The following is a 21,389-nucleotide window of genomic DNA, read 5'->3' as shown; positions in this document are numbered from 1 at the left end:
CCGCCGCACCGAGCTGTGATCGGGTGCGAACTCCCCGCGTTTGTCGTGGCCACTCCATAAAGGGCCCGGAAATTTCGCGCGCCGTTTTCCCCGCCGCCCCCGGGAGCGCGGAAAAGGGGAGCGGCCGCGGCGCGGCCACCCCCCTCGGGCTCCGGGAGCCGGCCTGGATCAGGCCTTGCCCCAGGTGCCGGACGCCCACAGGGCGCCGGCCGACTCGCCGGCCGCCGGGTACAGCACGACGTTGCCGTCGCCCTGCACCTTCACGTAGGCGCCGGGGGAGTTCGGGCTGCCGCTGTCCCAGTACCGCGAGGCCCGGATCGAGACGTGGAAGAGGCCGGACGCCCCGTTCACGGCCGCGATCGCGTTCGGGTGGTTCCAGGTGCCGGTCGCCCAGACGGCGGCGCCGTCGCTCTTGCGGTACAGGACGAGGTTGCCGTCACCCTGCATGATCAGGACGGTGCTGCTCGACTCCACCCAGTGGTTGGCGCCCAGGCTCGCGTCCGGGGCGATGGTGTCCGCGGGCTGCGCCGTGGGCTCGCCGTTGACCAGGGCCGGGAGGTAGCCGGTCTTGGACTCCCAGGAGACGGCACCGGTCTGGTCCGAACCGACCAGCAGGTCGCCCTCGGTGAGGACGAAGACGGCACCGGGCTGGTTCCAGGTCTGGGTGCTCCACACGGCGCCGGCGGACTCGCCGCCCGCCCGGTAGATCACGAAGTTGCCGTCGGTCTGCATGACGGCGTAGGCGCCCGGGTTGTTCCAGGTGCCGGTCGACCACAGCACCTGGATGTGCGAGCCGTTGGCGGCGTTCAAGTAGAGCACCAGGTTGCCGTCGGACTGCATCGACAGCGTGGTGTTGCCGAGCACCATGTTCTGACCGGACGCCAGGGTCGCGCCCGGGGCCAGCTTCAGGTAGGTCGGGTCGCCCGCCGCGGTCGCCCGCGGGGACAGGCCCGCCGGCGCCGGGTCGGCGGACGCGGCGGGAACGGTGGCGGCTATGAGAGCTCCCGCGCCGACGAGCAGCGCGGCGGCACGCTTGAGCGTGCTGGTGTGCATGTATCCCCCTCCAACGAGCGGCCGGACCTCTGGCGGTCCGGCCCGGGTTCTGTGCCCCCTCGCGTTGCGCGCCCTCGTGCCGGGCGCCCCCTGCGAAGGCTGTTCTGCGCACCCCTGCGAAGGCCCCCCGACGGGCGGGGCACCGGCCGTGCGCGGGGCCCCGCCGTCCCTCCGGCGGGCGCCGGCGGGACGGAACGGGCCGGGGACGGCGAAGGGGAGCAGCCGCGGTGCGACTGCTCCCCTCCTCGCACTACCGGATCACCTCAGGGCCCGAAGGCCCGCGGGTGGATCAGGCCTTGCCCCAGGTGTTGCTGGCCCAGGCGGCGCCGGCCGACTCGCCGCCCGCGCGGTACAGCACGACGTTGCCGTCGGACTGGACCTTGACGTAGGCGCCGTAGTTGCCGGAGGTGTTGGTGTACCAGTACGCGTTGTTCTGGTCCGCCACGCCGAAGATCCCGGTGTCGGTCAGGACGGCCAGCGCGCCCGGGTGGCCCCAGGTGTTGGACGACCAGATGACCTTGCCGTCGCTCTTGCGGTAGAGCACCAGGTTGCCGTCGCCCTGCATGACCAGGACGGTGGTGGACGACTCCATCCAGGTGTTCGGGAAGAGCGCCTGGTCGTTCTTCAGGATGTCCGACGGCGTCTCGCCGTAGTTGCCCGCGGCGTCCCGGACCGGGAGGAAGCCGGTCTGGCTCTCCCAGTAGTAGGTGGTCTCGTCGCTGACGGACAGGTCGCCCTGGTAGAGCGCGAACGCGGAGTTCGGCTTGTTCCAGGTCTGGGTGCTCCACACGGCGCCGGCCGACTCGCCGCCCGCCCGGTAGATCACGAAGTTGCCGTCGGACTGCATGACGCCGTAGGCGCCCGTGTTGCCCCAGGTCTTGCTGCTCCACAGCACCTGGATGTGCGAGCCGTTGCCGGCGTTCAAGTAGAGCACCATGTTGCCGTCGGTCTGCATCGACAGCGTGGTGTTGCCCACCACGAGGTCGGTGCCGGACTTCAGGACGGCGCCCGGGTTCAGCAGCGCGTAGGTCGGAGTCACGACCGGGTCGGTCGCCGCGGCGGCCGACTTGGCGGTCCGGGACTGCTTCGGCGCCACGGACTTCGGCAGCGCGCGCTTGACGACCTCGGCCTTGCTGGTGTCCACCTTCGGGGCCGCGTTGGCGGACGCCGCAGGAATGGTGGCGGCCATGAGAGCGCCCGCGCCGATGAGCAGCGCGGCGGCACGCTTGAGCGTGCTGTTACGCATTTATCCCCCTCCAGAGAATAGCCGGGCCTGTGTGATCCGGCGGAGAATTAATACACCCTCCGGCCGACACCCCGACAGACGGGGTAGGTGTCGACTGCACACAAAGTGCCCGACGCTCCGGCGGCAAGTCTTCACACGACGTGCCGCAGGGGCCCGGCGGCGTGGCGGCCGGACCCCTGCGGCGGGTGTGGCGGACGGTGTGTCAGGGCCCTGTGGCGGGTGTGGCGGACGGGGCGGGGGCGGGGGAGCGGGGTGTCAGCCGACCGAGGCGTTGTAGCCGTCGATGGCGGGCTGGAGCTCCTTCGCGGCGTCGGCCAGGGCCTGTTGGGCGGTCTTGGAGCCGGAGACGGTCTGCTCGATCGCGGTCTCGACGCCCTTGCGGGCCTGCGGCATCACGCCGAGCAGGCAGCCGGCCGTGGCGGGGGTGGGCTTGGTCGCGGCCAACTGGTCGATGGCGGTCTGGAACTGGGGGTACTTGGCGACCCACTGCTTGTCGGCGGCGACGTCCAGGGCCTTGGTGTTGACCGGGAAGTAGCCGGTGCCGGTGTGCCAGGCGGCCTGCTGCTCGGGGGAGGCGAGGAACTTCTCGAACTCCCAGGAGGCCCGCTTCTGGGCGTCCGAGTGGCCCGGTCCGGAGATCCACAGCGAGGCGCCGCCGATGACCGGGCCGCCCTGGTCGCCGGCGGCGGTCTTCGGGAACGGCGCGGTGCCGACGGTGAACTTGGCGGCCTCGGTGTAGCCGCGCAGCACGCCGGTGGACTCCAGGTGCATGGCCACCGTGCCGGCCTTGAACGCGGCCTGGGCGTCGGTGGTCTGGCGGCCGGTGTTGGCCGCGTAGCCGCCCTTGACCAGGTCGGCCCACCACTGGACGACCTCGGCGCCCTTGGCGGTGTCGAAGGAGACCTTGGCGGCCTTGCCGGTCCGGCCGTTGCCGTTGTCGCAGTAGAGCGAGCCGGACTCGGCCAGCAGCTCCTCGACGAACCAGCCGTAGACGGCCGCACCGAAGCCGTACCTGACGGTCTGTCCGCTGCCGTCCTTCTTGGTCAACCTCTTGGCCAGGTCGCCGAGTTCGGCCAGCGTGGCGGGCGGCTGGGCCGGGTCGAGGCCGACCTCCCGGAAGGCGTCGGTGTTCAGGTAGAGCAGCGGCACCGAGGAGTTGAACGGCATCGAGGCGAGCTTGCCGTCGACCGAGTAGTAGTTGCGGATGTTGGGCTGGAGGTCGTCCAGCGAGTAGCCGTCCCGGTCGGCGAAGGCCTGGGTCGGGACGGTCTGCTTGGAGTCGATCATGAAGCGGGTGCCGATGTCGTAGACCTGCACCAGCGCCGGGGTGGCCTTCTGCTGCACGGACGCCTTGTACTTGGCGATCAGGTCGTCGTAGGAGCCCTGGAAGACCGGCTTCACCTCGATCTTCCCCTGGTGCGCGGCGTTGAACTCGGTCACCAGGGCGGTCAGCGCCTCGGCGTTCTTGCCCGTCATCGAGTGCCAGAACTCGACGGTGGTCGTTCCGGACGCCTGGTCGAGGGCGGAGGCGGCGGGCGCGGCGGCGTCACCGGAGGCGCCGCCGCCGGATCCGCCGGAGCTGCAGGCCGTCAGGGCCAGGCCGGACACCAGCAGGGCGGCGAGCGCGCGGGCACTCTTCTTCACGGGCTTCTCTCTTCTGCGAGGGTGGGTACCGGGAGAGTGGGGCGGGAACGGTTGCGGGAGCGGATGGTGCTCGCGCGCAGGGTGAATGACGCCTCGTCAGCGGATGGCTCATCAGCGGACGGTGTGTCAGCGGACGGCGCCGGCGGTCAGGCCGCGGACGATGAAGCGCTGACCGAACAGCACCAGCACCAGGGTGGGCAGCAGCGACAGCACCACGCCGGCCAGGATCAGGCCGGGGTCGGCCATCTCCGAGTCGCGCAGCGTGGACAGGCCGATCTGCAGGGTCTGCATCTCCGCGGTGCGGGTGATGATGAGCGGCCAGAAGTACTGGTTCCAGGCGGACAGGAACACGTAGACGGCGAGCGCCGCCAGCACCGGCCGGTTCAGCGGCACCAGGATCCGCCACAGGAACCGCCAGTGGCCCGCCCCGTCGATCCGGGCGGCGTCCCGCAGTTCGGCTGGGAACTGCCGGAACGACTGCCGCAGCAGGAACGTCCCGAAGGCGGAGGCCAGGAACGGCAGCACCAGCCCGAAGTAGGTGTTGCCCAGCCCCCAGCCGGACAGCGTCAGGTAGTTGGGGATGACCACGGACTCCCACGGCACCATCAGGGTGGCCAGGAACAGCCCGAACACCACCCGGCGGGCCCGCAGCGGCAGGAAGACGAAGGCGTACGCGGCCAGCACCGAGGTGAACAGCTGTGCCGCGGTGATCACGCCGGCCACCAGCACCGAGTTGGCGTACTGGCGGGCCAGTGGCACCGCGTGCACGGCGCCGGAGAAGTTCCGCCCGGTGAGCGAGTGCGGCACCAGCGAGGGCGGGTAGCCGGCGATCTCGTCCGGGCGCATGAACGCGCCGGCGAACACGTAGTAGACCGGGAAGAGCACCGTCAGCACGGCGGCGAGCAGCAGCAGGTACACCACGGCCGTGGCGAGCCTGCCGCGCGGGCTCCGGCGGGGGCGCCGGGCGGTGCGGGCCGGGGCGGCGGGGGCGGAGGCGGCGGGCGTGCCGGTCTCGGCGGGGGCGGCCGTCATGCGTAGTGCACCTTCCGCTCCAGGGTGCCGAACTGGACGCCGGTGCAGGCCAGGACGACGACCAGCAGCACCACGGCCTGGGCGCTGGCGGTGCCGAAGTCGCTGGAGCCGTAGGCGAAGGCATTCTGGTAGACGGAGTAGACCAGGGTGCGGGTCGCGCCGTCCGGGCCGCCCCTGGTCAGGATGTGGATCTGGCCGAAGCTCTGCAGCGCGTTCACGGTGGAGACCACGGTCAGGAAGAACAGGCTGGGGCCGAGCAGCGGGACCGTGATCGAGCGGGCCAGCCGCAGCCCCGAGGCGCCGTCCAGTCGGGCGGCCTCGGTGATCTCGTCGGGGATCGAGCCGATGCCGGCGGACAGCACCAGCACGTTGTAGCCGAGGTTCATCCAGACCGTGGACGCGGCGACCGAGAGCAGCGCGTACCGCGAGTCGGTGAGCCAGCCGACCGGCCCCAGGTGGAACTGGGAGAGCAGCCCGTTGAGCACCCCGCTGGCCGGGTTGTAGAAGACCGAGAAGACCACCGAGGCGCTGGCCACCGAGAAGGCGAACGGCAGGGCGAAGGCCGAGCGCAGCAGCCGGACGCCGCGGATCCGGCCCTCCAGCAGCAGCACCACGGCCAGCGCGCCGAGCACCCCGGGGACGACGGTGAGCAGCACGAACAGGGCGGTGGTGAGCAGGGTGTCGCGGAACTCGGCGGAGGCCAGCAGGTCGGTGTAGTGCTTCAGCCCGACGTACCGCGAGGGCGCGCCGAACAGGTCGTTGGCGTGCGCGCTGAGGTAGAGGGTGCGCCCGAGCGGATAGCCGATGAACAGGGCGAAGACGGCGACCGAGGGGAGCAGGAACGCCCAGGCGAGCCCGTGCTCCCCGAGACGGCGCGGACGCGCCGGCGGGGGTGGTGCGGTCGGCATGGTGCGCGTCCGCCTTTCGTGACGTCGGTTCCGGCCAAACCGTGTCGCGCCCGAACGACAGGTCGGCGAGGGGGAGGTGAGCGGAGGGTGGCGCCTTTCTTACGCGTTCGCGTCAGAAGCGGAGGGCCTCGTGTGGTTACCCCTCTCCCGCCACTTCTGCACCTCCCGGAAGCCGCCGGTTCGTCAGGTCCGGTACGCAGCAGAGCGGTTGGGGGTGGGGCGGGGGCGCTCGTAGCTGTTCGGCGGCCGTTCGGTGGGTGTCTGTTCGGTTGTCAAGGAGCGGTGAGGCGGTGGGGGCGGTGGGGCGCTCGGGGTGGTGAGGCGGTGGAGGTGGTGAGGCGGTTGGGATGGCGGGGCGGTGGGACGGAGCGGGAGGTGTCAGCGCAGCAGGCGGCGCTCCTTGGCGATGGCCACCGCGCCGGAGCGGGTGTCCACGCCGAGCTTGGCGTAGATCCGGCCGAGGTGGGTCTTCACCGTCGCCTCGCTGATGAACAGCGCCCGGGCGATCTCCTTGTTGCCGAGCCCCTGGCCCAGTTGGTCGAGGATGTCCTGCTCGCGGTCGGTGAGCTGGGGCAGCGGGGAGCGCATCTGTGCCATCACCCGGGAGGCGATCGGCGGGGACAGGGCGGGCCGGCCCGCCGACGCGGCGCGGATGGCGGCGAACAGCTCCTCCGGCTTCTCCGCCTTCAGCAGGTAGCCGGTCGCGCCCGCGCTGATCGCCCGGCTGATGTCGGTGTCGGTGTCGAAGGTGGTCAGCACCAGGACGTGGCTGTGGCCGGGACCGGCGAGGATCCGCCGGGTGGCCTCCACCCCGTCGATGCCCGCGCCGAGCTGGAGGTCCATCAGGACCACGTCCGGCCGGAGGGCGGCGGACAGCGAGACGGCCTCCTCCCCGGTGCTGGCCTCGCCGACCACCTCGATCGCCGGATCGCTGGACAGCAGGGCCAGCAGCCCGGCCCGGACCATGGCGTGGTCGTCGCAGATGACCAACCGGACGGTGTCGTTCATGAACAGCTCCTCTCGTGTTGCCGTCGGCGGCCGACGCTACCGGTCGGTTCCGGTGCCGGCTCCGGCGTCGGAGTCGGCTCAGCGGCCCGCCAGCGGGATGGCCGCGGAGACCACCGTGCCCTCGCCCGGGGCGGACTCGATGGTGAGCGTGCCGCCGAGCTGGCGCAGCCGGGCCCGCATCGCCGGGAGCCCGTGCCCGCGGTTCCCGTCGCCCGCCCGTTCGCCGCGCTCGCCCCGGTCGGACCGGCCGGGGGTGAAGCCGCAGCCGTCGTCCGCGATGTCCAGCACCGCCTGGTCGCCCAGGTAGGACAGCGTGATCGAGGCGTGCTCGGCCCGGGCGTGCTCCCTGGTGTTCGCCAGCGCGCCCTGCGCGATCCGCAACAGGGCGGACTGCGCGGCGGCCGGCATGGGTATCGGAGGCCCGTCCAGGTGGAAGCGGACCGCCAGGCCGCTCTCCGCGGCCTCCCGGTCGGCCAGCGCCTCCAGGGCGGCCTCCAGGGTGCCCTGCTCCGCCAGGTCGGCCGGGGCGAGGTCGTGGACGAAGCGGCGGGCCTCCGCGAGGTTGCGCGAGGCGATCGCGGCGGCCGTCCGGACGTGGCCCAGGGCGGCCGCCGGATCCTGCTGCCACGTCCGCTCCGCGGCCTGGAGCAGCATCTGCTGGCTGGACAGGCCCTGGGCCAGCGTGTCGTGGATCTCCACCGACAGCCGCTCCCGCTCGGCCAGCGCGCCCTGCCGGCGCTCCACCGCGGCCAGCTCCCGCCGGGTGCGGATCAGGTCGACGATCAGCTTCCGCTGCCGGGCGCCCTGCCGCTGCATGTACAGGAACACCGCGGTGGCCAGCGCGGCGACGGCCGGGGGCAGCAGCAGCATCGTCGGGTCGAAGCCGCCCGGCAGCCGCAGCTCGGACACCACCACCAGCACCGTCAGCGCCGTCACCAGCGGGATCGCGGCCCGTGGCGGCAGCGCCCGGAGCACCGTGTACACCAGCGGGACGGCGCACCAGGCGAAGCTCGGCGCCATCAGCACCAGCACCGCCCAGCTCGCCAGTACCGCCGTCAGCCAGGCCGGCCGCCGCTCCGACAGCCCCGACAGGTGGCCCACGGCCAGTGCCAGGCTCAGCGCCACCACCCAGGGCGTCAGCGGGCTGTACAGGTGGTGCGCCAGGTACCTCGCGAGCGAGGTGCCGAGCAGCAGCAGGAAGGCCAACCGCATCACGACGGTGAGCCAGCCCGCGTCCGGGTCGATGGCCCGGGACAGGGGTTGACGCATCACGGCGGCCTCCTTCGCGTTCTGCCGGTCTCCCGCCGGGCTCCCGGCGGAGCGACGCGGTGTGACGCTCGATCACGGAGGATCACGCTGCGTCACGCCCGTCATAGCGATGGTGGACCGGGGCGGCCGCCCGCACATCCACCGATCGGTTGACACGGATGTCGTCCATCATGCTCCGCGGAGCGAGCCGGTCCGCCGATCCGGGGAGGGGGTGCCGGGGCGAAACATGGATGCCGAGGCCGGAGCGCACAGGAATCCGGCGCCGGACCGAAACGCCGATCCCCGGTACAGCCCCCGATGCAGACCCCGATACAGGAGCTGAAAATGAAGAAGCTGAGCACCCGCACCCGCGTCGCCACCGGTGCTGCCGCGGTCGTCGTGGTCGGGGCCGGCGTGGTCGGTGCCGTCTCCGCCAGCGCCGAGACCCCGAACGCGGCCCCCGCCGCCGCGGTCAACTCCGACGTCCAGAACAAGAACACCTTCCAGTCCACCCACCTGACGGTCGAGGCCGCCACCAAGGCCGCCCAGGCCAGCCTGGACGCCGCCGCCAAGGCCGGCCAGAAGGTCGCCGTCGCCGTCGTCGACCGCAACGGCAACGTGATCGTCGAGCTGCGCGGCGACGGCTCCGGCCCGCAGGCCTTCGAGTCGGCCGAGCGCAAGGCCTACACCGCGGTGTCCTGGAACGCGCCGACCTCCGAGCTGGTCAAGCGCCTGGCCCAGGCCCCGAACCTGAAGGACATCCCCGGCACCCTGTTCCTGGGCGGCGGCGCCCCGGTCCAGGTCAAGGGCGCCCCGATCGCGGGCATCGGCGTGGCCGGCGCCCCGAGCGGCGACCAGGACGAGCAGTTCGCCCAGGCCGGGGTGGACGCCCTCAACAAGTGACCCACCGCGGGTCACGCCGCCGGCCGCCCCGAGACCGGCGGCGCACAGCCCGCGGGCCCGCTCCCGGAGGAGCGGGCCCGCGGGGCCCCTCGACGTCCCTCCGGACGCCACCGGGCGGGCTGCCCGGCCGCGCACCGGCGGCACACGGCGCTCCGGGTTCACTCCTCCCGGTAGACGGCCAGCGCCCAGATCACGAACACGTCCAGCGCGATGATCACCACGGACCACAGCGGGTAGTACGGCAGGTCCAGGAAGTTCCCGATCAGGCCGAGCGAGACCAGGAAGATACCGATGATCCGGGCCCAGGCCGCCCCCTTGATCACGAAGAAACCGACCAGCGCGACCAGCGCGCCGATCACCAGGTGGATCCAACCCCAGGAAGTGAGGTCGAACCTGAAGACGTACCGGGGCGTGGTGACGAAGACGTCGTCCTCGGCGATCGCCATGATCCCGCGGAACACTTCCAGGATGCCGCTCACCAGCATGATCACACCGGCGAACAGCACCATCCCGGAGACCCAGCCCCTGTTCCGCGGAGCCCGGGGAGAGGTTCCGGCGTGTGAACCGGGGGGCGGTGTTGCGGTCGGACCGACAGACGAGCTCATGGAACCTCCTAGGCCGAAGCAGGTCTTGGTTCGACCCTCCGGCACAGCCCGCCCCCGGGCATTCGGGCGACTCCATCCGGGTGAACGCGCCGCCCCGGGCCCGGCCCGGCCGAGGCCGCCCGGCACCGGATCGCCCCGATCCGCGCCGCTGTGTTTACTGGTCACAGTGCCGGGTCCACGGTGTCCCAGCGCCCGGCGAGGAGGTGCGCCAGCCATGGCCGACGAGCTCTGGAGCGCCCTGCCCCCGCCGCTGCGCCAAGTCCTGGACGGCACCGCCGCCGGCATCGCCGTCCTCGACACCGGCCTGCGCTACCGCTACGTCAACCCCGCCCTCGCCGGGATGAACGGCGTCCCCGCCGAACTGCACCTCGGCCGCACCATCGCCGAACTGCTCCCCGACATCGACGCCCGGGAGGAGGTGCTGCGCGCCGTCCTGGCCGACGGCAGGGCCCGTGAGGTCACCTCCAACGGCCACACCCGGGCCGCCTCCTCGCTGCGCCGCCGCTACTGGCACGGCGCCTACCACCGGATCGACGCCGAGGACGGCCGCCCGCTCGGTCTGGTCGGCATCGTCCTGGAGGTCACCGCCTCCCGCGAGCAGCAGCACGAACTCGAACAGGCCAGGTCCCGGCTCTCCCTGCTGGACGCCGCAGCCACCCAGGTCGGCACCACCCTCGACGTCGACACCACCTGCGGCGAACTCGCCGCCTTCCTGGTCGAGCACCTCGCCGACGCCGCGACCGTCGAACTCCTCCCGCACCCGGACAGTCGGCACGCCCGCCCCCGCCCCGACGGCGGCCGCCGACTGCGCCGCGCCGCACTGGCCGCCGCCCCCGCCCTGCTGGCCGGGGTCCGCGGGCTCGGCGACCGCGGCGAGCACGTCGACTACCAGCCCGGCTCGGCCATCCCGCGCTGCCTGGACACCGGCCGCCCGGTCATCGAGAACCTGCTCGGCGACCGGGAGTTGGCCCGCTCCGCCCCCAACGCCGAACGGGTCGCCCGCTACCGGGAGATCGGCATCCACTCCGGCATGATCGTGCCGCTCACCGCCCGCGGCCACCGGATCGGCACCGTCACGCTGATGCGGGCCGGCGCCTCCCCGGGCTTCACCGAGGACGACGCCGTCGCCGCCCAGGACCTCGCCGGGCGCACCGCGATCACGCTCGACAACGCCAGTCGCTACAGCCACGAGCACGCCATCGCGGTCGACCTGCAGCGTGCCATGCTCGCCGAGCCCGGCAGCCCGCACCCCGACCTCGACGTCGCCTTCCGCTACCGCCCGGCCGGCACCGGCGCGCTGGTCGGCGGCGACTGGTACGAGGCGGTGGCGCTGCCCGACGGCCGCACCGTGCTGGCCATCGGCGACGTGATGGGCCACGGCATCGAGGCCGCCGCCCACATGAGCCACTACCAGGCGATGCTGCGCGCCATGGCCCTGCTCGAACCCACCGCCGACCGGCTGCTGACCCGCCTCGACCACCTGGCCTGCGAGGTCCACGACTACCGGCCCTCCACCTGCCTGGTGGTCTACGCCGACCCCGCCCGCGGCCGGTACTCGCTGGCCAGCGCCGGCCACCTGCCGCCCGCCGTGGTCGGCCCCGGCGGGGAGGTGGCCCTGCTCCCGGTCGAGCCCGGCCCCCCGCTCGGCACCGGCCTGAACGGGTACACCCGGACGACCGCCCTCCTCCCGCCCGGCCGCACCCTGCTGCTGTACACCGACGGCCTGGTCGAGCGCCGCGACGAGGACATCGACCGCTCGCTGGCCCGGCTCACCGCCCTGCGCCCGCCCGCCGGCACGGGCCCGGCCGACCTGCTGGACGCCGTCCTGGCGCACGCCCCCGCCCCCGCCGAGGACGACATCGCGCTGCTCGCCGCCGCCCCGGTCGCCCCGCGCCCGGGCCACCGCCGCCACCCGGGGGAGGTGCTCACCGTGCTGACCGGCGGCCGCCGGGACGCGCAGACCTGACCCGCCGCGCTGGAGTACCGCGCTGACCCGCCGCGCATGGCCGCTGCGCCGGGCCTGCCCGCCGGGCCGCCTCAGCCCGAGGGCAGCAGCGCGCGCAGGGCCATCCCGCGCAGCCCGGCCAGCCGGGCGCGGTCCCAGCCGTGGTAGACGGCGTTGGTGCACAGCACCACGAAGCGGCCGGTGGGCGGGGCGAGGTACAGGCTGGTGCCGGTGAAGCCGTGGTGGTAGGCCACCGAGCCGTCCGCGGTGACGATCCAGGCCAGCCCGCGGTGCAGGCCGGGTTCGACGGCGGTGCGCGGGCGGCGGCTCAGCGCGAACCACTCGGGCAGCGGGCCGGACGCGCCGAGCAGGTGCTCGGCGAAGGCGGCCAGGTCGGCGGCGGAGGAGAACACCCCGGCGTGCCCGGCCACCCCGCCGAGCAGGGCCGCGCTCGGGTCGTGCGGGATGCCCCAGGTGCGGGGCGCGCCGCGCAGCCGCTGCTCGGTCGGGGCGAGCCACGGGTCGCGCGGCAGCGGGCCGTACGCGGTGGCGTCCAGGCCGAGCCCGCGCCAGAGTCCGTCCGCGAGCACCGGCAGCGGGCGGCCCAGCAGTTCGGGCAGCAGCAGGCCGAGCAGGATGAACCCGCGGTCGACGTACCTGTGGTGCGCGCCGGGCGCGGAGACCAGCGGTTCGGCGCACAGGTGCTCGACCAGCGGCCGGCCGGTGTGCTGGTACCGGGCCAGGCCGGTCTGCGGGAGCAGCCCCGAGGTGTGGCTCAGCAGCTGGGCGGCGGTCAACTCGCCGCCGGGGGAGGGGAGTCCGGGGAAGGCGGCGCGCAGCGGGGCGTCCAGGTCGAGGAGCCCGGCGCGGACGGCGGTGCCGACCAGCGGCCAGGTGGCGAGCACCTTGGTGAGCGAGGCCAGGTCGTAGCGGGTGTGCTCGTCGGGGCGGGCCTCGCCGCACTCGGGGGCGACCACCCCGCGGGCGGCCACCGCCCGTCCCGCCCCGGCCTGCCCGACCACCAGCACCCCGCCGGGGAACTGGCCGCCGTCCACCGCGGCCCCGAGCGCGTCGCCCAGTGCGGCGGTGGTGGCGCGGAGCCAGTCGGCGGCGCGCCGCTGCGGATCGGCGGACACGACGTCCCTCCCCTCCGGCCGGCGGTGCCTTCCCCCGGATTGTCGCCCGCGCCGGGCCTCCGGTGCCAGAGGCCCGACCGGTGCCGGAGCGCCCGACCGGTGCCGGAGCACCTGACCGGTGCCGGAGCACCTGACCGGCGGCGGCTCAGGAGCGGGACGCCGCCAGCGAGTCGAGCGCCTCGACGGCCCGGTCCGCCTCGTCCACGGGGACGAACAGGTGGTCGTGGTGGAAGCCGGCCACCACGTTGCAACCGATCCCCCGCTCGGCGAGCGCACCGGCCACGGCGGCGGTCAGCCCGACCGCCTCCAGCGCCGAGTGCACCCGCAGGGTCAGCCAGGCGGCGACGTACGAGTACGGCAGCCCGAGCGAGTCGGCCTCCTCCTGCGCGACCACGAAGGTGACGCCCTCGGGCTCGGCCACGGTGACCACCGGCCGCAGCCCGGCGGGCACCCGTCCCGGGAGGGTGCAGAACACGTAGCGGCCCGGGTTGTGGACGGGGCGCATCCCGGAGAGCAGCTTGTCGAGGTCGCGTTCGCCTGCCATGCCGCCACGGTAGTGCGTCCCCCGGCCCGGGGAGGCGGTGCGGGCCCGGCGGCGGACGAGTGTCGGAACGGGTTGTCTTCCGATAGTTAGCGATATATCGTCGAGGTATCGAGATGCTTCGGTAAGTGGAGCGTCCACTCTTCTTGGAAGACAGGTGTTCGTCATGCGGTACGACAAGCGTTTTGGTGGAGTCGGTGGAGAGGGCCGGCGTCGCTGGGCCGGCGGCCCCGAGCGGCCGGGGACGCCCGGGGACGGGCCCGGCGGGTTCGACGGGCGGGCGGCGTTCGGGCCGTTCGGGGCGCCGGGGCGGCCGATGCCGCCGTTCGGGCCCGGGTTCGGGCCGGGCGGGCGCGGGTTCGGGGGCCACGGTCCGCGCGGGCACGGCGGGCGGCGCGGCGGGCGGGCCAGGCGGGGGGACGTGCGGGCCTCGCTGCTCGCGCTGCTGCTGGAGCGTCCGATGCACGGCTACGAGATGATCACCGAGATCGGTGAGCGCACCGGCGGGGCCTGGCGGCCCAGCCCCGGATCGGTCTACCCGACGCTCCAACTGCTGGAGGAGGAGGGGCTGATCAAGGCCAACGAGGAGTCCGGCAAGAAGCTGTTCGAACTGACCGAGCAGGGCCGGGCCGAGGCCGGGCAGGCCGGGGCGTCCCCGTGGGACGAGGCCGGCCGGCGGGACGACTGGGAGGCCGTGCAGGAGGTCGGCGCCGCGCTCGCGGCGGTGGACCACGCGGTGCGGCAGGTCATGATGACCGGCACCGAGGAGCAGCGGACCAAGGGCCTCGCGGTGCTGGCCGAGGCGAAGAAGAAGCTGTACCTGATCCTGGCCGAGGAGGACTGAGCCCCGCCGGCAGCGGGCGAGGCGCGGGCGAGGCGCGGGCGAGGCGCGGACTAGGGGTGAGGGTACGAGGGCGCGCGGACGCGCGGGCGGTCAGGCTCCGGCGTCGTACTCGTAGCGCCAGCGGTAGCGCCCCTTGGCGTCGTACTCCTTGGCGCGGCGGTAGACCAGGGTGGTCGCCGGGGTGTCCCCGTGCGCGGGGACGGGCACCCGGTAGACCTTGGGGACGCTGTGGGTCATGCCCAGCAGGACCGGCAGGACCCGCCCGTCCAGCGGTCCCCCGACGAACTCGGTGTCGGCGCTCTTCACCCGTCCAGGGTAGGGGCGGCGCGGGGGCCCTGAGCGGGCGGGTGTGTCCGTTCCGGAGCGGGGGTGTGGAGCGGGTGTGACGGGGGCGGCACCGCCCCCGGTCATCCGGAGGCCTCCGGGAGCCTTATCCTGCTACGTACGCCCCCGGGGTTCACCCGGGTCCGCGGGCCCGTACGGGTCGGGTGGGGCGCGCCGCGGTGCGCCCGCCCGCCGAGCACGAACCTCGTACTCCGTACCCGACCCCGGACGTCGGCGGCCCGGAGACCCCGGCGCCGGTCGGCGGCAGGACGCCCCCGCGCGTGGTGCCCCTCGGGAAGCAGCGAGCCGCTCCGTGCGTTGGCGTCGGTTGTTGCGTCGGTGGCCGTGCCGTACCTGGCACGGCAGCTCAGACAGGTGCGTGCGGAAGGGGCCAGATGGTAGCCAGCAGCAGGTGGACGTCCTGGTGGCGGCGGGACCGGCGGGATCGTCCGCAGGCCCCCGGAGGGGACGCGGCCGCGCGGCTGGACCTGCTGCTGGGAGCGGCCGGGGCGGGGTTCCCGGTGGCGCCCGCGGCGCACCCGGCCGGGCACCGGTGCTCGTGCGACCGGGTCGGCTGTCCGGCCCCGGCCCAGCACCCGCTCTCCTTCGCCTGGCAGTCCCAGGCCACCACCGACGCCGAGCAGTTGGAGCGCTGGCTCTCCCGGGACCCGGAGGCGAACTTCGTCACCGCGACCGGCCGCGCGCACGACGTGCTGGACGTGCCGGCCGAGGCCGGCGTGCTGGCCCTGGAGCGGCTGGAGGCGCTCGGCGCGGTCGGCCCGGTCGCCGCGGTCGGCGCCGACAGGTACCTGTTCTTCACCGCGACGCGCGGCACCCCGCAGGACGAGGACGAGTGGTGGACCAGCGCGCTGGACGCCACCCCCGACACCGTCTCCGAGCACCCCGGCCTGCGCTGGCACTGCCGGGGCTCGTACACCCTCGTCCCGCCGGCCGCGCTGCCGGGCGGCTCCGAGGTGCGCTGGCTGCGCGGCCCCGAGCGCCCGCTGCCGGCAGGGTGAGGATCTCCGCGCCGTCCGCGGTCACCAGCAGGGTGTGCTCGAACTGGGCGGTGCGCTTGCGGTCCTTGGTGACCACCGTCCAGCCGTCCGGCCAGATCTCGTAGTCGTAGGTGCCCAGGGTGAGCATCGGCTCGATGGTGAAGGTCATCCCGGGCTTGATCACCTGGGTGGCCCGGTCGCTGTCGTAGTGCGGGACGATCAGGCCGGAGTGGAACGAGGTGTTGATGCCGTGGCCGGTGAAGTCGCGCACCACCCCGTAGCCGAACCGCTTGGCGTACGACTCGATGACCCGGCCGATCACGTTGATCTGCCGGCCCGGCTTGACCGCCTTGATCGCCCGGTTCAGCGACTCCTCGGTGCGCTCGACCAGCAGCCGGGACTCCTCGTCCACCTCGCCGCACAGGTAGGTGGCGTTCAGGTCGCCGTGCACGCCGTGGATGTACGCGGTGGCGTCGATGTTGACGATGTCGCCGTCCCGGAGCACCGTCGAGTCCGGGATGCCGTGGCAGATCACCTCGTTGATCGAGGTGCAGATCGACTTCGGGAAGCCCCGGTAGCCGAGGTCCGACGGGTACGCGCCGTGGTCGCACATGTACGCGTGGGCGACGGCGTCCAGTTCGTCGGTGGTCACGCCGGGGGCGATCAGCTTCGCCGCCTCGGCCATCGCCCGGGCCGCGATCCGGCCGGCGATCCGCATCTTCTCGACCGTCTCGGCGTCCTGCACCTCGGGGCCGGTGTACGGCGTCGGCGCGGGCTTGCCGACGTACTCCGGACGCGCGATGTGCGCGGGGACCTTGCGGGTGGGGGACAGCGTGCCGGGTACCAGAGCCATGACGGCGAGTGTATCGGCCGCCGCCCGTCCGGCCCCGGCCGCGTGTAGGGCCGCCGCCGGGGGAAAGGATCACCACCGACCGCCGCGGCCCCGCCGCGGCGCCACCACCAGGACGGGAGAGCAGACCATGGCGTTCGGCCGCAGCAAGCCCACCGGGCAGCCGGGGGAGTGGTTCTACTGCATCAAGCACGGCAAGGTCGAGGAGGGCCCGGAGTGCCCCGCCAAGGACCGGCTCGGCCCGTACGCCAGCCGGGAGGAGGCCGCGCACGCCCTGGAGACCGCCGCCGAGCGCAACCAGGAGTGGCGGCAGGACCCGCGCTGGAACGACGACGAACCCCGGGAGTGAGGGCCGGTCAGGAGACGCCCGCGGCCTGGCGCTCGTGCTGGGCCCGCACCGCCAGCGCGTGCGGGTCGGTGCGCGAGTCCCAGGCCAGCAGCTTCGGGATCGCCGCGGTCAGCGCCAGCACGCCCGCCACGCACATCACCCCGCCCGCCCAGATCGAGCCGCGCACCCCCACCAGCGCCGCCATCCCGCCGGCCCGCACCTGGCCCAGCTGCGGGCCCGCCGAGTAGGAGAGCACCTCCACCCCGGCGAGCCGCCCGCGCAGCTGGTCGGGGATGGACTGGTTCCAGATCGTCGACCTGGCCACCCCGCTCACCTGGTCCGCCCCGCCGGCCGCCGCCAGGAACAGCAGCACCAGCCAGACGTTCCCGACCAGGCCCGCCAGCGCCATCGCACCGCCCCAGCCGAGCGCCGCGAACAGCAGCATCCGCCCGTGCCGGTGCACCCGGGCCGTCCAGCCGCCGGTCGCCGCCACCAGCAGCGCCCCCGCCGCCGTGGCCCCGTACAGCAGGCCCAGCGCCCACTCGGCGTCCAGCTCCGCGGCCAGGAACGGGTACAGCGCCACCGGGTAGGCGAACAGCATCGCCACCAGGTCGATCGCGTACGTGCCCAGCAGGTCCTTGCGGCTCCAGGCGTACGACAGGCCCTGCCCGATGGTGCGCAGCGACGGGGCCTCGGCGCTCTCGGCGGGCGGCACCGGCCGCATCCGGGCGATCAGCGCCAGCGAGACCAGGAAGGTCAGCAGGTCCAGCGCGTAGGCGCTGCGGGCCCCGGCGACCGCGACCACCACGCCGGCCAGCGGCGGGCCGGCCACCGAGGCGACGTTGCGGTACAGCGAGTTGAGGGCGAACGCGGCGGGCAGCTGGTCGTGCGCCACCACCCGGGGGACCATCGAGTCCAGCGCCGGGCGCTGCACCCCGGCCAGCGCCGCCGTCAGCGCCGCGACCAGGTAGACCGGCCACAGCAGCGGGCGCGGCAGCAGCGAGTTCGCCAGCAGCAGCGCCGCCAGCAGGGCGAGCCCGGCCTCGCTCAGCAGCACCAGGCGCCGCCGGTCCAGCGCGTCCGCCAGGGCGCCGCCCCACAGGCCGAACACCACCAGCGGCACCAGCTCGAACGCGCCGACCAGGCCCACCGCGAAGGTCGAGCCGGTCAGTTCCTTGATCTGGATCGGCAGCGCCACGAAGGTCAGGAAACTGCCGAAACCGGTGACGCACCCCGATGCCCAGAGCAGCCGGAATTCCCGGGAGGAACGCCAGGGCGTGAGATCCGGGAGGAGCCGACGGAGAAGAGGAGCGGTACCTGTCACATGGCCAGATGCTGCGTCACGCGGCCCCCGGACGGCAACGGGTTTTCGGAGCGGTCGGGCCGGGCCCGGTCCGGCCCTACCAGCGCAGCACCGGCGAGGCGGTCAGCCGCTCCGCCAGCCGGGACAGCCGCGAGCGCGGCTCGGCCGCCGTGGTGGCCGAGCTGACCAGGTGCTGCACCAGCTCGAACGGCTCCGGCGCGGCCCCCGGCACGGTGAGCCGCTCGTGCGCCAGGCCGGCCAGCTCCGGATCGCCGTCGTCCACCGCCAGCAGCACCGCCCCGGCCCGGCGGGCGTCGTCCAGCCGCTCCAGCAGCGGCGCGTCCGCCGGGTCGGGCGCCACCAGCAGCACCGTCGCGCCTCCGCGCGCCTCCGCGAGCCGGGGCAGCCCGCAGGCCAGGTGCTCCGGCGCGCCCGCCGGGACGGCGTGCCGCAGCAGCGTCGGGGCCAGCTCCGGCAGGCCGCCGTACGCGGCCTCGTCGCTCAGGTGCGCCGCCAGGTGCCACGGCTCGTAGCGGGGGGTGCCGACCAGCAGCAGGCCGCTCGCGCTGCGCCTGGTCACCGAGCCGCGCAGCGCGGCGGCGAAGGCGCCCGCCCGCTCGGGCCAGCCGGTGCCGGCCAGTGACTGCCGGAGTGCGGAAACTCTCACCGCGTCCATGCGCGACAGCATGCTGCCCGGGCAGCGGGTTTGGCAGGATCTTCGGCATGACGCAACCCGATTCAGTGAACGCGACGGCCGGGCCGGGCCGGAACCTCCCCGACGTCTCCCACCTCGTGGTGGGTGTCCTCGGCGGCACCGGGGACCAGGGCCGCGGCCTCGCGCTGCGGCTCGCCAAGGCCGGACAGCGGGTGGTGATCGGCTCCCGCAGCGCCGAACGCGCCGAAGCCTGCGCCGCCGAGCTCGGCCTGGGCATCCGCGGCGCCGACAACGCGGCCTGCGCCGCCGACAGCGACGTGGTGATCGTCGCGGTGCCGTGGGACGGCCACGCCGAGACGCTGACCGCGCTGCGCGCCGAACTCGCCGGGAAGATCGTGGTCGACTGCGTCAACCCGCTGGGCTTCGACAAGCAGGGCGCCTACCCGCTCCAGGTGCCCGAGGGCTCGGCCGCCCAGCAGGCCGCCGCGCTGCTGCCCGACTCCACCGTCACCGCCGCCTTCCACCACCTGTCCGCGGTGCTGCTCCAGGACGAGAGCGTGGAGCGGATCGACACCGACGTGATGGTGCTCGGCGAGGACCGGGCCGCCACCGAGACCGTGCAGGCGCTGGCCTCCCGGATCCCCGGCATGCGCGGCATCTTCGCCGGCCGGCTGCGCAACGCCCACCAGGTGGAGTCGCTGGTCGCCAACCTGATCTCGGTCAACCGCCGCTACAAGGCGCACGCGGGACTGCGGATCACCGACGTGTGAGCCCGGCGCGCGCCGGGGCCGGCCCCGCGCTCCCGGCGCGCGCCCGTACCGTCACCACCCCCGGCCCCGGCCGGTACGTTCGGTCGGCGAGAATGGCCGGGCGACACCGCCACTCCCGAGGAGCCCCCGCCATGCCCCGCAACGCCCTGTACGCCACGATCGTCCTCGTCCTGGCGGTGGTCGCCGCGGTGGTCTCCTTCGCCAACGGCGCCTGGTTCGGCGTGGTGTGGATCCTGATGGCCGGCGTGGCCAGCAACCTCGCCTGGTACCACCTGCGCAAGGGCCGCGCCGAGCGCCGCGCCGCGGCCGCCGCCGAGCGGGGCTGAGCGGCTACTTCCAGAACCGGAACAGGTGGTCGCCGAGCGCGGGGTAGACCGGGTCGACGCCGAACAGGTCGAAGATCCGCAGCGTCCCCTCCTGCAGCCACTCCCCGACCTGGCTCTGCCACACCAGCGCGAACAGCAGCAGCATGCCGTACGGCGCGTACGGGGCGATCGCGCGGCGCACCTTGTACGACAGCCAGGGCTCGACGATGCCGTAGCCGTCCAGGCCGGGCACCGGCAGCAGGTTCAGGATCGCCGCGGTGACCTGCAGGTAGGCGAGGAAGGCCAGGGCGGCCGGCAGCGGTGAGATCCCGTACTCGAGCTCGCCCACGGTGGACGGCACGTCCGGGTTGTCGAACCAGCCCCGGCCGACCAGCAGCAGCGTCACCACGCCGAAGGCCACGTTCACCAGCGGGCCGGCCGCCGAGATCAGGCTGTGCTTGAGCCGGCCGGAGACCCGGTCCCGCTCGATGTACACCGCGCCGCCGGGCAGGCCGATGCCGCCCATGATCACGAAGACCACCGGCAGCACGAAGCTCAGCACCACGTGCCCGTACTTCAGCGGGTTCAGCGTCAGGTAGCCCTTGGTGCCGACCGTGATGTCGCCGCCCGCCAGCGCGGTGCGGGCGTGCGCGTACTCGTGCAGGCAGAGCGAGACCATCCAGCCCGCCACCACGAACAGGAACACCCCGAGCCGGTCGTTGCCCCAGCCGGTGGCCAGCGCGAGACCGGAGGCGAGGAAGATGCCGGCCATCGCCAGGAAGATCGGGCTGACCCGGTTCTCCGCGCTGCGCTGGCCGGTGCTGGCGTAGGTCATGTCGAGGGGGCTCCGAGGTGGGTGACGGACGGGGCGTCCGATCATGCCGTCGGACGGGCGGGCCGGACAAGCGGCCCCGGGTGAACGTACGGGAGCGGCCGGGCGTTCCGCACGGGTGTGCCCACGGCGGTCGGCGCGTCCCCCAGAATGGGCGGGTGCACTACGGCATCCTCGGCACCACCACCGCCCACCACGACGACGGCACCCCGGTCGCCCTCGGCGGCGCCCGGCTGCGCGCGCTGCTGGCCGCGCTCGCGCTGCGCCAGGGCCGACCGGTGCCCGCCGAGCTGCTCGCCGACGAGGTGTGGGCCGACGAGCCCCCGCAGGACGCCGCCGCCGCGCTGCAGACCCTGGTCGGCCGGCTGCGCCGGACCGTCGGCCGGGCCGAGATCGGCTCCGGGCCCGCCGGGTACTGGCTGACCGACCCGCGCACCGACGTCGCCGAGTTCCAGCGCCGGGCCGCCGACGGCGCCCGCGCCCTGCGGGGCGGCGACCCGGCCGCCGCCGCCGAGCAGCTCGCCGCCGCGCTCGCGCTGTGGCGCGGCCCCGCCCTCGCCGACCTGCCCGACCGCACCGCCCCCGCCGCCCGGCTGGAGTCCCAGCGCGAGGAGGCCCGCCGGCACCGGCTGACCGCCGCCCTGGAACTCGGCCGCGCCGCCGAGGTCACCGCCGAACTCGCCGAACTCTGCCGCGAGCACCCCTTCGACGAGCAGTTGCAGGCCCTCCAACTGCGCGCCCTGCGCGCGGCCGGCCGCACCGCCGAGGCGCTCGGCCGCTACGAGGAGATCCGGCGCACCCTGGCCGAGGAGCTGGGCACCGACCCGGGGGCCGAACTTCGCTCCCTGCACCGGGAGTTGCTCACCACCGAGCCGATCCCCGCCCCCGCCCCCGCCCTCACCCTGTCTCTT

At 74.1% G+C, this 21,389-nt stretch carries 22 protein-coding genes and 1 pseudogene; 8 read left to right on the top strand and 15 right to left on the bottom strand.

The window, feature by feature from the left end; genetic code table 11:
- Positions 1-168: 168 nt before the first annotated feature.
- The 7 genes from OO48_RS19970 to OO48_RS19940 form a co-directional block, all read right to left on the bottom strand.
- Positions 169-1,053, bottom strand: a complete 885-nt coding sequence (locus OO48_RS19970; RefSeq protein WP_033218167.1) for a hypothetical protein — start codon at positions 1,051-1,053, stop codon at positions 169-171.
- Positions 1,054-1,342: 289 nt separating this feature from the next.
- Complete coding sequence (locus tag OO48_RS35250; protein ID WP_051732341.1) at positions 1,343-2,299, bottom strand: hypothetical protein; 957 nt, start codon at positions 2,297-2,299, stop codon at positions 1,343-1,345.
- A 255-nt stretch (positions 2,300-2,554) separates the two neighbouring features.
- Complete coding sequence (locus OO48_RS19960) at positions 2,555-3,943, bottom strand: ABC transporter substrate-binding protein (protein ID WP_033218166.1); 1,389 nt, start codon at positions 3,941-3,943, stop codon at positions 2,555-2,557.
- Between the two features lie 126 nt (positions 3,944-4,069).
- Complete coding sequence (locus OO48_RS19955; protein WP_033218165.1) at positions 4,070-4,975, bottom strand: carbohydrate ABC transporter permease; 906 nt, start codon at positions 4,973-4,975, stop codon at positions 4,070-4,072.
- Positions 4,972-5,883 carry a carbohydrate ABC transporter permease gene (locus tag OO48_RS19950; RefSeq protein ID WP_033218163.1) on the bottom strand — a complete coding sequence of 304 codons (912 nt, stop codon included), beginning with the start codon at positions 5,881-5,883 and terminating at the stop codon, positions 4,972-4,974. The genes OO48_RS19955 and OO48_RS19950 overlap by 4 nt, the downstream gene beginning before the upstream one ends.
- Positions 5,884-6,261: 378 nt before the next feature.
- Entirely contained in the window at positions 6,262-6,891 is a 630-nt protein-coding gene (locus OO48_RS19945; protein ID WP_033218161.1) for a response regulator, read from the bottom strand.
- Positions 6,892-6,969: 78 nt separating this feature from the next.
- Entirely contained in the window at positions 6,970-8,160 is a 1,191-nt protein-coding gene (locus OO48_RS19940; RefSeq protein WP_033218159.1) for a sensor histidine kinase, read from the bottom strand.
- A 324-nt stretch (positions 8,161-8,484) separates the two neighbouring features.
- Between OO48_RS19940 and OO48_RS19935 the strand changes: the two genes are divergently transcribed.
- On the top strand, positions 8,485-9,042 hold the full coding sequence (locus tag OO48_RS19935) for a GlcG/HbpS family heme-binding protein (RefSeq protein WP_033218157.1): 558 nt from the start codon (positions 8,485-8,487) through the stop codon (positions 9,040-9,042).
- A 158-nt stretch (positions 9,043-9,200) separates the two neighbouring features.
- Here OO48_RS19935 and OO48_RS19930 read toward each other — a convergent pair whose 3' ends face one another.
- A complete protein-coding gene (locus OO48_RS19930) occupies positions 9,201-9,551 on the bottom strand; it encodes a DUF7144 family membrane protein (protein WP_033218155.1) in 351 nt (116 codons plus the stop codon).
- A 310-nt stretch (positions 9,552-9,861) separates the two neighbouring features.
- Between OO48_RS19930 and OO48_RS19925 the strand changes: the two genes are divergently transcribed.
- The gene (locus OO48_RS19925) at positions 9,862-11,613 is read left to right on the top strand and encodes a SpoIIE family protein phosphatase (protein WP_033218153.1); all 1,752 of its coding nucleotides are present in this window, start codon (positions 9,862-9,864) and stop codon (positions 11,611-11,613) included.
- A 71-nt stretch (positions 11,614-11,684) separates the two neighbouring features.
- Here OO48_RS19925 and OO48_RS19920 read toward each other — a convergent pair whose 3' ends face one another.
- Both OO48_RS19920 and OO48_RS19915 read right to left on the bottom strand, forming a co-directional pair.
- Positions 11,685-12,728: a serine hydrolase domain-containing protein gene (locus OO48_RS19920; RefSeq protein WP_033218151.1), complete on the bottom strand. Its 1,044-nt coding sequence runs from the start codon at positions 12,726-12,728 to the stop codon at positions 11,685-11,687.
- Between the two features lie 145 nt (positions 12,729-12,873).
- Positions 12,874-13,272, bottom strand: coding sequence for an ACT domain-containing protein (locus tag OO48_RS19915; protein ID WP_033218150.1), 399 nt, complete (start codon positions 13,270-13,272; stop codon positions 12,874-12,876).
- A 163-nt stretch (positions 13,273-13,435) separates the two neighbouring features.
- Here OO48_RS19915 and OO48_RS36430 point away from each other — a divergent pair, with 163 nt between their 5' ends.
- Positions 13,436-14,113, top strand: coding sequence for a PadR family transcriptional regulator (locus OO48_RS36430; protein ID WP_081952247.1), 678 nt, complete (start codon positions 13,436-13,438; stop codon positions 14,111-14,113).
- 90 nt (positions 14,114-14,203) lie between these two features.
- On the opposite strand, the gene OO48_RS19905 is transcribed toward OO48_RS36430, so the two are convergent.
- The gene (locus OO48_RS19905) at positions 14,204-14,419 is read right to left on the bottom strand and encodes a hypothetical protein (protein ID WP_033218298.1); all 216 of its coding nucleotides are present in this window, start codon (positions 14,417-14,419) and stop codon (positions 14,204-14,206) included.
- Positions 14,420-14,832: 413 nt separating this feature from the next.
- Between OO48_RS19905 and OO48_RS19900 the strand changes: the two genes are divergently transcribed.
- Entirely contained in the window at positions 14,833-15,456 is a 624-nt protein-coding gene (locus OO48_RS19900) for a bifunctional DNA primase/polymerase (protein WP_245194720.1), read from the top strand.
- Here OO48_RS19900 and map read toward each other — a convergent pair.
- A pseudogene (gene map / locus OO48_RS19895) lies at positions 15,446-16,288 on the bottom strand (type I methionyl aminopeptidase); the annotation flags it as partial. The gene OO48_RS19900 and the pseudogene map overlap by 11 nt on opposite strands.
- A gap of 127 nt (positions 16,289-16,415) precedes the next feature.
- On the opposite strand from map, the gene OO48_RS19890 reads away from it, so the two are divergent.
- Positions 16,416-16,634 (top strand): hypothetical protein, encoded by a 219-nt coding sequence (locus OO48_RS19890; protein ID WP_033218148.1) that lies wholly within the window; start codon positions 16,416-16,418, stop codon positions 16,632-16,634.
- A gap of 7 nt (positions 16,635-16,641) precedes the next feature.
- Here the strand turns inward: OO48_RS19890 and OO48_RS19885 are convergent, their stop codons facing one another.
- Together OO48_RS19885 and OO48_RS19880 are read right to left on the bottom strand one after the other, a co-directional pair.
- On the bottom strand, positions 16,642-17,937 hold the full coding sequence (locus OO48_RS19885) for an MFS transporter (RefSeq protein WP_033218146.1): 1,296 nt from the start codon (positions 17,935-17,937) through the stop codon (positions 16,642-16,644).
- A 76-nt stretch (positions 17,938-18,013) separates the two neighbouring features.
- The gene (locus tag OO48_RS19880; protein ID WP_033218292.1) at positions 18,014-18,592 is read right to left on the bottom strand and encodes a hypothetical protein; all 579 of its coding nucleotides are present in this window, start codon (positions 18,590-18,592) and stop codon (positions 18,014-18,016) included.
- A gap of 47 nt (positions 18,593-18,639) precedes the next feature.
- On the opposite strand from OO48_RS19880, the gene npdG reads away from it, so the two are divergent.
- Positions 18,640-19,341 carry an NADPH-dependent F420 reductase gene (gene npdG / locus OO48_RS19875; protein WP_033218144.1) on the top strand — a complete coding sequence of 234 codons (702 nt, stop codon included), beginning with the start codon at positions 18,640-18,642 and terminating at the stop codon, positions 19,339-19,341.
- Between the two features lie 131 nt (positions 19,342-19,472).
- Positions 19,473-19,667, top strand: coding sequence for a hypothetical protein (locus tag OO48_RS19870; RefSeq protein WP_033218142.1), 195 nt, complete (start codon positions 19,473-19,475; stop codon positions 19,665-19,667).
- 4 nt (positions 19,668-19,671) lie between these two features.
- On the opposite strand, the gene OO48_RS19865 is transcribed toward OO48_RS19870, so the two are convergent.
- Positions 19,672-20,481, bottom strand: coding sequence for a site-2 protease family protein (locus OO48_RS19865; RefSeq protein WP_033218140.1), 810 nt, complete (start codon positions 20,479-20,481; stop codon positions 19,672-19,674).
- Positions 20,482-20,636: 155 nt separating this feature from the next.
- Here OO48_RS19865 and OO48_RS19860 point away from each other — a divergent pair.
- The coding region (locus tag OO48_RS19860; RefSeq protein WP_167346460.1) for an AfsR/SARP family transcriptional regulator at positions 20,637-21,389 on the top strand (753 nt) is incomplete at its 3' end.

The sequence above is a fragment of the Kitasatospora phosalacinea genome (assembly GCF_000716545.1).
Classification (GTDB): Bacteria; Actinomycetota; Actinomycetes; order Streptomycetales; family Streptomycetaceae; genus Kitasatospora; species Kitasatospora phosalacinea.
This window is presented reverse-complemented; position numbering and strand designations above follow the sequence as displayed.

Coding starts and splice junctions, on each gene's coding strand:
- OO48_RS19970 (WP_033218167.1), bottom strand. CDS start 1,053: ATGCACACCAGCACGCTCAAGCGTGCCGCCGCGCTGCTCGTCGGCGCG.
- OO48_RS35250 (WP_051732341.1), bottom strand. CDS start 2,299: ATGCGTAACAGCACGCTCAAGCGTGCCGCCGCGCTGCTCATCGGCGCG.
- OO48_RS19955 (WP_033218165.1), bottom strand. CDS start 4,975: ATGACGGCCGCCCCCGCCGAGACCGGCACGCCCGCCGCCTCCGCCCCC.
- OO48_RS19950 (WP_033218163.1), bottom strand. CDS start 5,883: ATGCCGACCGCACCACCCCCGCCGGCGCGTCCGCGCCGTCTCGGGGAG.
- OO48_RS19945 (WP_033218161.1), bottom strand. CDS start 6,891: ATGAACGACACCGTCCGGTTGGTCATCTGCGACGACCACGCCATGGTC.
- OO48_RS19940 (WP_033218159.1), bottom strand. CDS start 8,160: ATGCGTCAACCCCTGTCCCGGGCCATCGACCCGGACGCGGGCTGGCTC.
- OO48_RS19935 (WP_033218157.1), top strand. CDS start 8,485: ATGAAGAAGCTGAGCACCCGCACCCGCGTCGCCACCGGTGCTGCCGCG.
- OO48_RS19930 (WP_033218155.1), bottom strand. CDS start 9,551: ATGGTGCTGTTCGCCGGTGTGATCATGCTGGTGAGCGGCATCCTGGAA.
- OO48_RS19925 (WP_033218153.1), top strand. CDS start 9,862: ATGGCCGACGAGCTCTGGAGCGCCCTGCCCCCGCCGCTGCGCCAAGTC.
- OO48_RS19915 (WP_033218150.1), bottom strand. CDS start 13,272: ATGGCAGGCGAACGCGACCTCGACAAGCTGCTCTCCGGGATGCGCCCC.
- OO48_RS36430 (WP_081952247.1), top strand. CDS start 13,436: ATGCGGTACGACAAGCGTTTTGGTGGAGTCGGTGGAGAGGGCCGGCGT.
- OO48_RS19900 (WP_245194720.1), top strand. CDS start 14,833: ATGGTAGCCAGCAGCAGGTGGACGTCCTGGTGGCGGCGGGACCGGCGG.
- OO48_RS19890 (WP_033218148.1), top strand. CDS start 16,416: ATGGCGTTCGGCCGCAGCAAGCCCACCGGGCAGCCGGGGGAGTGGTTC.
- OO48_RS19880 (WP_033218292.1), bottom strand. CDS start 18,592: ATGGACGCGGTGAGAGTTTCCGCACTCCGGCAGTCACTGGCCGGCACC.
- npdG (WP_033218144.1), top strand. CDS start 18,640: ATGACGCAACCCGATTCAGTGAACGCGACGGCCGGGCCGGGCCGGAAC.
- OO48_RS19870 (WP_033218142.1), top strand. CDS start 19,473: ATGCCCCGCAACGCCCTGTACGCCACGATCGTCCTCGTCCTGGCGGTG.
- OO48_RS19865 (WP_033218140.1), bottom strand. CDS start 20,481: ATGACCTACGCCAGCACCGGCCAGCGCAGCGCGGAGAACCGGGTCAGC.